The following is a 14,014-nucleotide window of genomic DNA, read 5'->3' on the forward strand; positions in this document are numbered from 1 at the left end:
AATGGAATTGCCGGTGTCGCCGCAGCGAGGCATCCGAGTGCTGCGGCCACACCGTGAGCACTCGAAGAAGCGTATTCACGGTGTGGCTTGCAAATCGACACTCTCATGTCGATCGGCGGCACCGAGGCGGTTAACCGGATGCTGCTTTCACAGCATGCGATAGCGTATGGGTCGCTGCTTAGCATGGCCGACGAACTACAACGCCAGCGCTGACGATTGTCGACGTCGAGGACCTGCGCATCGAATCGCCGCTGTACATGGTCGAATCAACGTGAATCGCTGCCGCGAAGTGTCCAAGCCCTGGGCAGCCTCGTCGTCGCGCCAACGGCGGCGGAACATAAGAGGCCGACGAAATAACGCAATGCCGGCCTGATTGAAACCGAGATGACCCGGTGTAGTGCTGTCCGCTGGTTCGCTCCTCTTCTCCCGTCCCCCAGTCACGCAGCTTGCTTCGCACGGCGGCCTGCCAGCCTGCTCCCCTCCGCCTCCGGGAAGGCCCCTTTAGCCTCACTCCGGACTGATTTAAGCCGCAATTCCAAGACTCTGCCGGTATTCAACCGGGCTGAGGGAGCCGAGCGAGACCTTGATACGCTTTGCGTTGTACCAGCGGATGTACGAGTCAACGACTTCGATGAATTGATCAACGGTCGTGGCGCGCCAGTCACGAGGATAGACTAAATCCGTCTTGAGGCGCCCGAAGAAAACTTCGCAGGCTGCGTTATCCGGCGAACATCCTCTGCGCGACATCGAGCGAATCAGTCTGGCGTTCCGCATCCGTGAGAGCCATCCCGGCCAGCGATAGTGCGCACCACGATCCGAGTGAACGACCGGCCGCTCCTTGCAGCCAGCCACTGACTCAATCGCGGAATCCAGCATGGTATTGAATAGTTCGGCATCCGGCCGCGTGCCGATCGACCAGCTCACAACGAGACCGTCGAAGCAGTCGATCACCGGCGACAGATATACCTTGCCGGCCGGGATCTGGAATTCAGATGGAATGGTCGCCTCCCGCCTTAACGGGCCGCTCAACGCCAAGGACGTGTGTTCCGGAACCTGCCACATTGGTGCTTCGGCAGTCCCGCCGTCAAGGAGAACCAGATGGAACCCACGACCATTGCCATCGACCTGGCCAAGCGCGTTTTCCAGATTCACTTCGTTGATCTTGCGACTGGCGCGATTCATAGCAAGGTGCTCAAGCGGGCACAACTCGTACCATTCTTCGCTAACCGGCCAGCGAGCCACGTCGTCATGGAGGCCTTCTATGAGAAGTAAATTGTCAAGGCCGTCCCTGACTTGCGGTCGTGTCGTAAATCAGTTGTCCACTGCCTGTGACGCGTGAGTATTGTCGGCATGGCCGATCTGCATCGCCGGGGCTGAAGCCGTGTGTCGCGCTCGTAAGACCTTAGCGTCTTACCACCTTCTATCCGCCGGCGGGGAAGCGCCAGCCTCATCCTGTATGCGCGTTACGCTGGAACTTTTCCAGGAGCATGCCCCATCTGTGGATCAGTTGCGTTAGCAACTCGGCTTCCATACGGGCATGTTTCTCTTCAGCTGGCTGGCGCAGAACGTCAACGCCAACGACGTATTGCGGTCAGTGTCAGGCGTTGCTCGCTCTAGCTGCTTTCAGTTGTGCACCATCGGGTAGAACACCGTCCTTGAGATACCGCCAGAGCGCGATCGCAAGACGCCGCGCTACCGCGACGATAGCAATCCGTCGATGCCGGCGGTTTGGACCCGTACCCTGTGTACGCTGGTTGAACCATTGTGTCAGCGCGCTTGCCGGCTGGTGGCGGATCCATGACCACGCCATTTCGACCAGCAGGGCTCGCACGCACGCGTTGCCCTGTTTACTGATGCCCTGATCCGTCTGGATCTCGCCACTGTCGTAGGGCTGCGGCACGAGGCCGACGCACGCACCGACCTGTCGGCGATTCGTGAACTGTCGCCAGAACAATTCCAGCACCAGTCTGGAGCCGCCGAGCCGCCCGACTCCCTGTAGGCGTGTGAGGTGGTGAATGCGCTGGCGTACGGGTTCTGGCAGACGGGATTGTCATGCCTTATCAAGAGCGGCGAGTTGCTCTTGCGCCAGTGCCAGCCGCTCGCATTCACGCAAGAGCCGCTCCCGAAGCTCGGGGGGCAAGGGGGAGCCGTCGTAGCACCTCACGTCGTCGCGTGATAGCCGCCCTGCAAATTGCCGGATGTCGGGTTGATCCCGACATCCGAAGGTGATGAGAAGCTTGCGCATGCGGTCGCAATGCTGCAGTACTTCCTTGTGTAGCTGGGCCCGATCACGCATAAGGTGGCGGCATGCTTCGTCCTGCAGCGACGGAACTTGGATGACGTGCATGCGTTCGCGTTCGCCACGAAGCCAGGCGCGCAAGTTCACGACCAGCTTGATCACATCAAGCCGGTCGGTTTTTGCGCGACGCTTGTGCCGCCCAACGGGAATGCTCGCGGGATCGACGATTAGACATTCGATCCCGCGAGCCCGCAATGCGCGACATATCCAGAATCCGTCCTGCCCGGCCTTGTAGCTCACCACGATTCTCGTATCTGAAGGGAGTGACCACTTATCCCTGTAGGCCGCCAGCAGGTCCAGAACAGCCTGCAAACGCGCTGCCGAGTGCGGCTCAGTGATTGTGTGTATCGCGGGTCGGTCACGTCGACCATCATGCAGCGCAATTTTCCATTTCGCGCCAGCCAACTCCAGTGAGGCGGCCAGAATGATCTCAAGCTGGATGTTTTCCACTCGATTTGCGCGCATGATCTCCTCCTTGGGCTGGTAACGACAAGTCGATAGTATCGATCGGTTCGTAGGACCCTTCGTCATAGGATCTGTGGCAGCGCCCATCACTGGGCAAGCGTGCTGGCGCGGCTTGGCCACGACGTACGGCTCATCGCGGCCCAGTTCGTGCGGCCGTTCGTGAAATTCAACAAGAATGATGCAGCCGATGCCGCAGCGATCTGGGAAGCCGCCCAGCGTCCCGGCATGCGCTTCGTGGCGGTCAAGACAGAGGATCAACAGGCAATGCTGGCGTTGCACCGCATACGTCAGCAACTGGTCCGGATCCGCGTCATGTAGACTAATCAGCTCCGTGGACTGCTCTACAAATTTGGCGTTGTCCTGCCGCAAGGTCGACGGCCTTCTATCGAAGCAGCCAAAGGCGCACTGGCGTCGCTGGCCGACCAGTTGCCCGCCATGCTGACAGACAGCATGCAAGACCAACTCTCACGACTTCGGACACTCGACGAGCAGATCGCACGGATCGAACAGCGCATTCTCGAGTGGCGCCGCAACGATGACGCATGCAGACGGATCTCGGAAATTCCCGGTGTCGGCGTACTCACGGCGACCGCGGCTGTGTCCGTGATCGGAGAGGCAAACATGTTCCGCTCCGGGCGGGAGTTTGCCGCCTATCTGGGCCTGGTGCCACGACAGAATGGTTCTGGCGGCAAGGTCAAGCTTGGCGGCATCAGCAAACGCGGCGATGTGTATTTACGCACGCTGCTAATCCACGGCGCGCGATCCGTCATCTCGGCGCCCAGGCATCTGCCGGAACGAATGCGTGCCATGCTCACGCGACGTCCCACGAACGTGGTCGCGGTAGCGCTGGCCAACAAGATGGCGCGAACGATCTGGGCGCTGCTGGCGCATGGCCGAACGTATCAGCCGGCGCCGGCACAGTGACCACGTGTTGAAGTCTTTTAATCCATCCACGGTTGCACAGGTGTATTGAACGATGGCAAGACAGGTTGAACCGCGCGAAGGCAAGCCTGACACATTACTCGGACTTCGAGTCCGTTATTAGATTAGGACCTTTGCGACGAAATCCATCGGGGCCGGCGGGCATGCCCGCGATCGAGTCTGATGGTATGGACTCCCGCCTCCTCCGGGGCGCACACTGCCGGAGCCACTTTCGGGAGATTCGACATGCCTACGCTAACCATTGGTCTTGATATTGGTCCGGGCATGCAGGCAAGCCCAACATGCAAGCAGGATACATGTTTGCAGACTGTTTTACATTACGAAAGAAGCTTGCAACCGCGTCTGGGCCATACATGCATGAAGTGGATCTGCTGCATCGTCGCAATAGGAAGCGGCGACCTTCCGGTCTTCCCCCGTGGATAGTCGGTCGATCAGCGCAATTAACCTTGAGCACACCCCCTTCATCTCATCGAGAAATCCTCGCTTGCGCGTCGGTTTCGTTGAAAATCCAGACCAAGACCGAGTAGTGTCATGGGCCCCCCCCTTAAACTCGCTTTTCCCAGGATAGTCACCCCGGCCGTCAACGCCAGGACTTTTGCAGACCTTCCCCGACCAAAAGGCGGCGAGTACGCGGCGTCAGCCGGATTGCAAATCGGGTCGCCGACGCCGCGCTCTTCGCGGCCCTATAACCCGACGACATGGGACACATCACAAGTTCGTATTTTCCGTTCTCGATCGGCTCCGCTAAGCTAAGTACATCGCCTCGCAACTGATAGCTTAAACGGTCGAACAAGAAAGCCGATTCAGCTTTCCAAGAAATAATGCGTTGTCGAGAGAACTGCTGAATATCCGTATAGATTCCCTGTTTGCCGGTATGAGACTACAGAAAGAGCAACATCTTTCATGTTCTTATCAAATTCATATTCTTACTAAGGAGTACAAAATGGGAGCAAGCCGCGTCATCGCCCTTTCCTTTTTTTCCATCGCTTGCGCAGGCTTCGCCTGCGTAGCGTCTGCAGAAGGCATCAGCCGTGCAGAAGTAAGTCAGCAATTGATTCAAGTCGGCAACGACAGTTCACAGTTGATCACCGACACGACTTTTCCAGATGTGAGGCAGGTTTTCGCACAAAAGGTCGCTCACCAGAAGCAGCGCGAAGCAAGCATTGGTGGTGTGACAAGCTCAAGCTCTGCAGCCGGTGTTGCTTACCACGACGCGCCGTCGGCATGCGTCGGCCCGGCAAGCTTCTGCTCCTTGTATTTCGGAAGTTGACCCAAAACGCGCGTCACAACGTATTCCATCACCATCCAAACGGAGAGACATCATGAAGATTATCGCAGGTCTCATCATCGCATCCAGTGTACTGTCGACCCCGCTCGTCAGCTTCGCGCAAACCACTGCGCCCATTACGCGAGCCGAAGTCCGCGCACAACTGATACGCCTCGAACAAGCCGGCTACAGCCCGTCGTCCGGCGATGAAGCTAACTACCCTGCAGACATCCAAGTCGCTGAAGCAAAGATCGACTGGCAAGGCAATCAGCAGATGGTCAATAGCGGCGCGGGTGGCACGACCATGAAGGGTGCCTCCGCCGCAGGTAGCCGTAATCGCCTGCCCAAACCGGCGCCCTCGGCGTGCGTCGGCCCGGCTAGCTTCTGCACCCCCTACTTTGGTAGTTAAGTCGTCAACACGATGCAGCACCGATTCGCCATGCGTCTATCGGAACGAGCGCTTCCATGAAGACCATGCTGACGGTCCGCGCAAAACGATTTTGTCGGCGGCTTCGCGCCGCGAATCATTAACTTGCTTAAGGAGTATTAACCATGTCCAGATTGTTCGTAAGCCTCGCTCTCGCCGTGTCCGCTCTTGGCGCTCCAATACTCAGCCTCGCTCAAAGCAGCGCTCCGCTCACACGTGCAGAAGTTCGTGCTGATCTGGTCCGCGTTGAGCGCGCTGGATACCGACCTACCAGCGGTGACGATGTGAACTACCCGGCAGATGTCCAGGCAGCGGAAGCAAAAGTCGCAGCACAATTCGATCAGCAACTGACGGTGCAAGCCGTCGGCGGCATCGCGAAAGGCGGCAGTTCAGCGTCGGGTGATGGGTCGCATGCGGCGATGCAATCTGCTTGCGTCGGCCCGGTCAGCTTCTGCAATATCTACGCTGGTAGTTAAATGGTCCAAGCTGGGTCTTGTGCACCGCGCAGTCATGCACAGGACCTAGCTAATCGCTTGACCGTATCAACGGAGTTTCGCCGTCAACGTCTAGCCGCCTTTCAGTCCCGCTTTCCACCTGCTCCCTTGCCCAAAGTCTGGCTCCGCGACAGCCACACCCCGCCAACAAGCGCAAGCAGCGCAGCGAAGTGATATTGATAAGCTTCTCGCAATGCATCGGCACGTTCAAGCGCGTGCACAGTGCGGAATCCCATCTCGCCCAACCGCTGACGCATTGCATTCGGCGCCTGCGGCGGAGGCTGCCAGCCTGTGATCGCGAACAACGCGGTCAGGCGCGCCTTGTCGATGTTTCGGTCGAACAGTTCATCGAGCATGCCGCGAAAGGTCGCCGTGTCGGCAAGAAAGCGGTCCCAGTCCTTCGGCGATACGTCACCGGAAGCTTTGTAGTGGGTTCCCAGAGGCTCGCGCGCCGCAGGCTTAAGTGTCGTTTTGCCCTGCGCCGCCTGCAAGGCCTTATCGACGAGATGAATATAGGTCGTAATGTGAGCCTGCAGAATCTCCGGGTTTAACGTCGCGTCCGGAATGCGCACTTCCACTCGGTCGCTCGCCCGGTTTCGGCTCGCGCCGCGCCCGACAGGCTGAAAGTTCAGCGCAACGCGTCTGTTCCCGGCTTGGTCATTTAGGAACGCTTCGACGTCGTTAAAGCGATCGCGCGGTGTGCGGTTCGGCCGGCGATAAGCGATGCCGCGCAACTGGGGTCCGCGGTCGACGGCCGACATCAATTCCTGCATGTAGGCGCTCGTCAGCAGCGCCCGCTGCGTGGGAACGACTGACGGCTTCAGCTGAGCGCGGCCGCCGAGCCGATAGAGAACGTCCTCGTACTTCTGCGCCAGAGCGAGCAGGTTCGTGAAGGCCTCGACGTTGTCGCCATAGTCCGGAAGGCCGACGTGAATGTGCGTCCCGGTCCGCTCGTTGATCTCGACAGGCTGGCGTTTGACGATGTCGAGCACCGCTTTGGTGCGGTTCCATTGCGCGGGCTCGTCGGACGAGATCGGGCTGACCCATTCGCCCATTATCGCGCGCCGAGGAGGCGGATCTACCTCCTGCTCTAACGCCCCTGAATCGGGATCCGACGAATAACCAGTCTTCCTTAGAGCGTGGTGCTCGGAAATCGACCGGGCTTTCGTGAGGTTGGCGTCGTAGAGATCCTGCGCGATTCTGGCGAGCATCTGCAATCCCTGCTTCCGATCCACGCTGCTGTCGAAATCGAACTCGACTTCGAAGCCGAAACGCCGGCCGCCGTCGGGACGCGCGAGCCCATTGGTCGCGTCATCGAGAAGATATGGCAGGGCGGGCATTCCTTCGTCAAATAGGCGCTGCGCAGCCTCATAGACGCCGACAAAGGTCGATTCGCAAAACGGAAGCTCGTCATTGGTCACGTGGCTAGCGGCAGACTCGCTTTTGACGCCGCCCGCCCAGAACGCGGGCACCTCAGCGCATGACGACACGGGACACTGCGGCAATCCCGTATGGCGGTTCGCGCTCAAGCCGATGAGGCCGCCATTCGTTGCGGCCCGCGCGCCGAGTCCGCCTGCAGCCAATGCCACCATTCCCAGCGTCCTGATGCCAATCGGTTTCGTGCGCGCGCGAAATCGGGGCGCAACGTCGGACGACTCTCTGTCCGCCTGCGGCTTGGCCAACGAGCGCAGAACAGCAAGCTCAGCGCTCGCGGCTGGAGCGGGCGCAGGCGGAATTGCGGATTCCGACTTTGCGTTGGTGCCATCGCCGCTCTCGCCGTAATGCTCGCTCGGCGCTGCGATAGGCCTGGTTGTGTCCGGCGGCACATTAACCATGGCTTGACTGATTCTCCGTATCGGCACGTGATGCGGACATTTCCTGATTGGAGATCTGAGCATTCGAGGCTTCCTTCCCTTGCTCCGTGACCTCCGTAATTTGGGCGTCTTGGCGATTCGCATCGCCGCGTTTCAACAAATAGGCCGCAGCGACCAACACGGCGGCAAGGTGGTATTTGCCAACGTTGTCCTGCACAGCGGATACGGCCCGCATCGCAGTGGCCCTCGTTTCGAGGTAACGCTGCCTGTAAGCGCTCACCACCTCGGACGGCGGCTGCCATCCAGTGATCGCGAATAGCGCGGTCATTCGCGCCTTGTCAATATTGCGGTCGAACAGTTCGTCGAGCATGTCCCTGAACGATTGCGTATCGGTCAAAAAGCGAGCCCGGTCGGTATGCGTCTCTCTTGCGGCGGCATCGAAATGACTGCCGACGGGCTCCGCGCCGGACGACGTCAACGACGTGCCGCTCTGCGAAGCCTTAATCGCTTTGTCGACCATATGCAGGTAAAGCGTGATGTGCGCTTGTAGGATCTCCGGCTTCAACGTTGCGTCGGGAATCCGGAACTCGACATGATCGTTCTCAGGCTTGCTGCCCGGCTTTCTTCGAACCCCTTGGAAGTTGAGCGCGACGCGCCGGTTCTTTGTCTGATCGCGGAGAAACTCGACGACATCATGGTAAGGCGCGTCGGGAATGCGATTCGGCTTGCGATAGCTGAGCGGGCGCAAGCGGCTTTCACGGTTCTCAGCCGCCTGCATATCTTGGCTTTCCGCGCTTCGCACGAGCGTGATTTGCGAAGGAACCATGGAAGGTTTGAGCTCGGGGCGGCCACCCAGCCGGTACAGGACGTCCTCGTATTTGCGACTCAGGTGAAGCAGGTTCATGAACGCCGTCAGATCGTTGCGGTAATCGGGCGTGCCGATGTGAACGTGCACAGCTGTCCGTTCGTTGGTCTCGGTCGGCGCTCGCTTGACGATGTCGAGCACCGCTCTGGTGCGGTTCCATTGCGCGGGCTCGTCGGACGAGATCGGGCTGACCCATTCCCCAAGGGACGCGCGTCCAATCGGAGGATCTGGCTCCCGTTCAAGCAAGCCGGCGTTCGGCGCATCCGAATAGCCATTGGCCTTCGCTTGGGCGTGTTCGGAGACAGTGGGTCGTGCGGTCAGGTTAGCTTCGTGGAGTAGTCGGGCAATCTGGTCCAGCATCTGCAATCCCTGCTTCCGATCCACGCTGCTGTCGAAATCGAACTCGACTTCGAAGCCGAAACGCCGGCCGCCGTCGGGACGCGCGAGCCCATTGGTCGCGTCATCGAGAAGATATGGCAGGGCGGGCATTCCTTCGTCAAATAGGCGCTGCGCAGCCTCATAGACGCCGACAAAGGTCGATTCGCAAAACGGAAGCTCGTCATTGGTCACGTGGCTAGCGGCAGACTCGCTTTTGACGCCGCCCGCCCAGAACGCGGGCACCTCAGCGCATGACGACACGGGACACTGCGGCAATCCCGTATGGCGGTTCGCGCTCAAGCCGATGAGGCCGCCATTCGTTGCGGCCCGCGCGCCGAGTCCGCCTGCAGCCAATGCCACCATTCCCAGCGTCCTGATGCCAATCGGTTTCGTGCGCGCGCGAAATCGGGGCGCAACGTCGGACGACTCTCTGTCCGCCTGCGGCTTGGCCAACGAGCGCAGAACAGCAAGCTCAGCGCTCGCGGCTGGAGCGGGCGCAGGCGGAATTGCGGATTCCGACTTTGCGTTGGTGCCATCGCCGCTCTCGCCGTAATGCTCGCTCGGCGCTGCGATAGGCCTGGTTGTGTCCGGCGGCACATTAACCATGGCTTGACCTGATTCCACAGCGCACGCGACGCGGCAGTACCACCGACAGGACGCCGGCCTCACGATCTTCGAGAATTTGGGCGAGCATGATCAAACCTCGTTTTCGACTGTCAATAGACAGCATTTAACAGCGAGCACACGGGTTCTCACCAAGCGGTGACGAACTTTGGTTCGTTGACGCGAAGAGAGGTCGGGTATCGATCCGAGTTACTTCTGGCCTAGATACGGGCAAAATGCAGCCTCAGCCTCGAAGTGATGAAGAATGCACGCTTTATTCAAATGCAGCATGGATACTGGGACGGACTGGACACGTCATGGAGAGTTGACGGCTGGCTGGCATCATGTGTTGTACCGGCAAGAGGTGGCCGTAACGCATGGCGTAGACGTGTCTTCGCTACGCGGATGGGCGGCGATCTATCGATCACTTGACGCATCGGGGCTCGCCCTGAAAAAGTCCGGTACGCGCTATAGCTCGGCGGTTTCAAGGGTGAAGCGCAACAGCGGGATTAATGTTTAGAGCCTTGAGGTTGACTTGCTGAAGCAAGGGTCGCGGCGAAGACCTCGAATGGCGAATGGAAGGCGTAAGTGGCGCGAGGCCGGCTGTTCAGACTGTCGGCAATGGCATCGAGTTCATCCTGACTGTAGACCGAAAGGTCCGTGCCTTTGGGCAGATACTGTCGCAGCAGCCCGTTGGTGTTTTCGCAGGTGCCCCTTTGCCATGGACTGTGCGGGTCGCAGAAGTACACTTTCACGCCGGTCGAGGTGGTGAGCTCTTTATGTCGCGACATTTCTTTGCCCTGGTCGTAGGTGAAGCTCTGCCGCAATGGCCCGGCAATCGAATTGAGTTTGGCGGAGAAGCCCGCCAGCGCCGAAGCGGCGGTGGCATCTTCCATCTTCGCAAGCAGCACCAGGCGGCTGGTCCGTTCGACCAGAACGCCTACCGCGGACTGGTTGCCTGCGCCCTTGATGAAGTCGCCTTCCCAGTGCCCAGGCAGCATCCGGTCCTCGATTTCAGGCGGCCGCATATGAATACTGACCATGCCCGGAATCTGTCCGCGCCGGTCTGTGCCTCGTGTACGCGGCATGCGCGTGCTGTGACCATGGCGCAGGCAGGCAATGAGCTGTCGGCGCAGTTCGCCGCGCGGCTGGGCGTAGATGGCCGTGTAGATGGTTTCGTGCGAAACCTGCTGGGTCGGGTCAGTCGGATACATACGCTTGAGTGTGCCCGATATCTGCTGGGGTGACCATTTCCACTCGAGCAGGGTGAGAACGACACGCCAGCAGACGCGTTGCAGGCAAAGCTTTGTGGGGCGGCGGCGCGCACTGCGGCGTGCGAGGCTGAGCGCTTCAGCTGGCACCGATGCGTAACCTGCAGGGGAGCTGTTTCGCGTCAGTTCACGGCTAACGGTGGCCGGCGAGCGCCCGAGTATCCGGGCCATGGCCCGGATACTCGACCCCTGTAGATGCAGGCTTGCAATGATGAGGCGCTCTTCAGGTTGAAGTTGCTGGTACCGAGTTCTTTCGTGCATCGCAACACCTTATACGAAACGGTGTTGCACTTCAGATTTGAGGCCGCCCTCTAAATTAAAGCTCAAAGAGGTGCGAGGAGAGCAACAAGAAGGCTTGTCAGGCCGTTAGATTCAGGGCAGCGCTGTTTAACGTTCGCCACTTGAACGCCGTTAGGGACTGGATGCTCCAGAATGATGGCGTCAGTGCGAACTCGTTGTCCCCTAGAACAGTGCAAGAGAAATCCCCAAGGTCCTCACGGAAGCAAAATTATCTTGCCCGGTCGCTGGCGCCCTTCCTCCATCATCTGGTGAGCCTCTCTTGCCTTCCAGAGCGGCAGAACCTCTCCGACTCGCGTGCGAAGTTTTCCTAACGCAAAGAGGTCCGCGATCCTCGACAGGCGCTCTGTCGTTACAGACACTAACACGCAGCCTGCGGTAAGTTGCTCGTTACGGGCCCGCTGCTTGTCAGGTTCTGCAACCGCCGACACGAGCACGCCGCCGGTTTTAACGAGATCAAACGACCGCGCAATGGCTTCCGGGCCGACTAAATCGACTACTACATCTACTCTCTTGTGGAGATGGTGCAGCGGGGACGTTCGAGGGTCTACCACTTCCTCTGCGCCGAGCGACCGGACATATTGCGCTTGCGTCTGTGAAGCAGTCGCTATAACACGAGCTCCCGCCTGTGCCGCAAGCATGACAGCGTAGCTGCCGACGTTACCAGCAGCTCCATAAACCAGCACGCGCTGTCCCGGCTGAAGCTTCGCAAATTCGAACAACATCTGCCACGCCGTAACGGCAATGACAGGAACCGATGCTGCCTCGGGGGCGTTCATCTCTGGAGGCTTTATGGCCAGCATTGCCGCGTCAGCGACAGCATACTCGGCGTAGCCGTTAGTGAAGCGAGGGTTGGTCCCACCGAAAACCTCATCGCCCACGCTCCAACCGGTCAAGTCAGGACCGGTTGATACAACGGTTCCAGAAATGTCGGAACCCGGCGTCAACGGAAGCCGTTGCGCAAGGGCGCTTTTTCCGGATCGTATGCATGCGTCCCATGGACCGACGCCAGCAGCAGAGATTTTAATTAATAGTTGGCCCGACGTCGGACGCGGAACAGGTAACTCGACATACTGCATGGCATCGGCCCCACCGAATGCGTCGATCTGGACCGCGCGCATCGTTGCTGGCAATTGCCTAACCGGGCCCAATCCGTCGTTCATACTTGCCTCTATTAAAGTTGCTGCGTTAAGCAATCGGTACATTCGTTGGAGCGGTGCAGCCGCGGCAACGCCGTAACAGTAGGACAGTCAGTAATAAGGTCCCGCGCATCTCGATTAGCTTGCTCCATGTGCGAACGCACACGCCAGCATGCACCCCGTTGCATTTGCAATGCTCGCCTGCGGAAGCCGCTCTACCTCATTAGCAGAAGAGCACCGCTGTATGGCATTGTAAGGAATTAACTGACGGCGAGGATGGGAAACTTTCGCAGGCGCGACGTAGCCGCCTCACCAGGTCGAGGTCCGACCTGCCCGGTCCCGTCGTCTGCCATGATTAACCGAAGGAACCTGCCCGCGCGTTCTCCCACGTTTCTGGGCCGCATCCGCTGCTTTAAGGTCAATCGGCAGACCACCCCGTCTAATCGCTTCTCGGGGCCTACAACTATCCCGGGCCCGTCCAGATTGCTGGTGATGTCGACGCCCAACCAGAGTGCCAAGACATGACGACCGGCCATACCGACGTCGGCGCGCCTAGCTGCGTGTTCGATCAGTTCATGGTGGACCGGGTCGCCACGTTGCCAGGCAAGCTACCTGCCGCAGACTTCGACGCCTCTCACCACGCTCGCACGCTTGAGGGAGACCCGACGGATGTCAGGCGCTCCCTTCAAGCATCCGTCATTAGCGCACCGCGATTGCCGACATATACTGTTCTCGCACTGCCAAGCCTCCATAAGGCAAGTGAGATGCGTTGACCGTCGCAACATAATCTGAATACGCATATTCCACCCTTGCCACCGCCACGGGTTTTTCCATTAGGGAGGTCAAGGTGGTATCCCCTTTCATCGCTGTCGGAACTACAAGGGCTTCGCGCAGATTTTGCAATGCAAACCGCCAGCTCTGCCTAATCTCGGATTCACTCATGTCCCGGCGGTAAAGATTGATCGCCATGAGTGTGCGGTCCGGTTTAAAGCTGAACCATATTTCGCTTACCGGCGGGCCGTTTGTGCGAAGCAGTTGCGCCGGTACGCCGCGACAGGGCAGATAGCGAAGACCACGTGAAATCGTAAGCGCGTCTTCATTACCGTCTAGATATCCTCGTTGAGTTTGGCTACTTTGGTGTCCACCAAATGAATGGTGGACGCTATAGTGGACAACGCTGCGCAATCCAAACGATCCAAACGCCCCAATTTTTCGGTCGAGTTCAAACGGCAGATCGTTGAAGCGACACTCAAGCCGGGCGCATCGGCCGCACTCATCGCTCGCGAGCACGACGTCAACGCCAATCTGCTGTTCAAATGGCGTCGTCATTATCTTGCAGGTGATTTCGGCATGCCCGACGTTTCGTTGCCAGAGGCACCTGCGCTCGGCTGGCTACCCGTGGCGGTGGCTGAGCCTTTGCCGGAAGCAGCGGCCAGCCAATCGTCGGACGGTGTCAGCACCTACGAGGTCGAATGCGGTGACGTCCGGCTACGATTAAGCGCTGACACACCCATCGCAACCTTGATCAAGATTGTGCGGGGCCTTGCTCGATGAGCCTGCTGATGCTGCCGTCTGCTGTTGGCCTGCCTTCCGGCTCCCGAGTGTGGCTTGCCGCAGGAGTCACTGACATGCGCGCCGGCTTCAACAGTCTCGCCGCCAAGGTGCAGACCGTGCTGGAACGTGATCCCTTCTGCGGGCACGTCTTCGTGTTTCGCGGCAAACGCGGGAGTCTCGTGACATAGTGCATCCTTTG

9 protein-coding genes and 6 pseudogenes are annotated in these 14,014 nt (G+C 59.2%); 7 read left to right on the plus strand and 8 right to left on the minus strand.

What is annotated here, in order from left to right:
* Window positions 1-522 precede the first annotated feature (522 nt).
* Window positions 523-996: pseudogene (locus tag OH764_RS34195) on the minus strand (IS3 family transposase); the annotation flags it as partial.
* Window positions 997-1,098: 102 nt separating this feature from the next.
* Between OH764_RS34195 and OH764_RS34200 the strand changes: the two are divergent.
* A pseudogene (locus OH764_RS34200) lies at window positions 1,099-1,257 on the plus strand (IS110 family transposase); the annotation flags it as partial.
* 340 nt (window positions 1,258-1,597) lie between these two features.
* Here the strand turns inward: OH764_RS34200 and OH764_RS34205 are convergent.
* Window positions 1,598-2,764, minus strand: a pseudogene (locus OH764_RS34205) (IS110 family RNA-guided transposase).
* A 72-nt stretch (window positions 2,765-2,836) separates the two neighbouring features.
* Between OH764_RS34205 and OH764_RS34210 the strand changes: the two are divergent.
* Window positions 2,837-3,688: pseudogene (locus tag OH764_RS34210) on the plus strand (IS110 family RNA-guided transposase); the annotation flags it as partial.
* 365 nt (window positions 3,689-4,053) lie between these two features.
* Here OH764_RS34210 and OH764_RS34215 read toward each other — a convergent pair.
* Window positions 4,054-4,239 (minus strand): annotated as a pseudogene (locus OH764_RS34215) (IS5/IS1182 family transposase); the annotation flags it as partial.
* A 293-nt stretch (window positions 4,240-4,532) separates the two neighbouring features.
* Between OH764_RS34215 and OH764_RS34220 the strand changes: the two are divergent.
* The 3 genes from OH764_RS34220 (at window position 4,533) to OH764_RS34230 (ending at window position 5,876) form a co-directional block, all read left to right on the plus strand.
* Window positions 4,533-4,976, plus strand: a complete 444-nt coding sequence (locus tag OH764_RS34220) for a DUF4148 domain-containing protein (RefSeq protein ID WP_498851394.1) — start codon at window positions 4,533-4,535, stop codon at window positions 4,974-4,976.
* Window positions 4,977-5,028: 52 nt separating this feature from the next.
* Entirely contained in the window at window positions 5,029-5,382 is a 354-nt protein-coding gene (locus OH764_RS34225) for a DUF4148 domain-containing protein (protein WP_498851395.1), read from the plus strand.
* A 143-nt stretch (window positions 5,383-5,525) separates the two neighbouring features.
* Window positions 5,526-5,876 carry a DUF4148 domain-containing protein gene (locus OH764_RS34230; RefSeq protein WP_498851396.1) on the plus strand — a complete coding sequence of 117 codons (351 nt, stop codon included), beginning with the start codon at window positions 5,526-5,528 and terminating at the stop codon, window positions 5,874-5,876.
* A gap of 101 nt (window positions 5,877-5,977) precedes the next feature.
* Here OH764_RS34230 and OH764_RS34235 read toward each other — a convergent pair whose 3' ends face one another.
* The 5 genes from OH764_RS34235 to OH764_RS34255 form a co-directional block, all read right to left on the minus strand.
* A complete protein-coding gene (locus OH764_RS34235) occupies window positions 5,978-7,486 on the minus strand; it encodes a hypothetical protein (RefSeq protein ID WP_498851397.1) in 1,509 nt (502 codons plus the stop codon).
* A gap of 235 nt (window positions 7,487-7,721) precedes the next feature.
* The gene (locus OH764_RS34240) at window positions 7,722-9,143 is read right to left on the minus strand and encodes a hypothetical protein (RefSeq protein WP_498851398.1); all 1,422 of its coding nucleotides are present in this window, start codon (window positions 9,141-9,143) and stop codon (window positions 7,722-7,724) included.
* A 920-nt stretch (window positions 9,144-10,063) separates the two neighbouring features.
* Entirely contained in the window at window positions 10,064-11,086 is a 1,023-nt protein-coding gene (locus tag OH764_RS34245; RefSeq protein ID WP_498851399.1) for an IS30 family transposase, read from the minus strand.
* 233 nt (window positions 11,087-11,319) lie between these two features.
* Window positions 11,320-12,285 (minus strand): NADP-dependent oxidoreductase, encoded by a 966-nt coding sequence (locus tag OH764_RS34250; RefSeq protein WP_498851400.1) that lies wholly within the window; start codon window positions 12,283-12,285, stop codon window positions 11,320-11,322.
* 675 nt (window positions 12,286-12,960) lie between these two features.
* Window positions 12,961-13,230, minus strand: a complete 270-nt coding sequence (locus tag OH764_RS34255; RefSeq protein WP_498851401.1) for a hypothetical protein — start codon at window positions 13,228-13,230, stop codon at window positions 12,961-12,963.
* A gap of 198 nt (window positions 13,231-13,428) precedes the next feature.
* Between OH764_RS34255 and tnpA the strand changes: the two genes are divergently transcribed.
* Window positions 13,429-13,815: an IS66-like element accessory protein TnpA gene (tnpA, locus tag OH764_RS34260; RefSeq protein ID WP_498851402.1), complete on the plus strand. Its 387-nt coding sequence runs from the start codon at window positions 13,429-13,431 to the stop codon at window positions 13,813-13,815.
* Between the two features lie 8 nt (window positions 13,816-13,823).
* Window positions 13,824-13,997 (plus strand): annotated as a pseudogene (tnpB, locus tag OH764_RS34265) (IS66 family insertion sequence element accessory protein TnpB); the annotation flags it as partial.
* Window positions 13,998-14,014 lie beyond the last annotated feature (17 nt).

The sequence above is a fragment of the Burkholderia sp. M6-3 genome, assembly GCF_050858985.1.
In the GTDB taxonomy this organism is placed as follows: Bacteria; Pseudomonadota; Gammaproteobacteria; order Burkholderiales; family Burkholderiaceae; genus Paraburkholderia; species Paraburkholderia caledonica.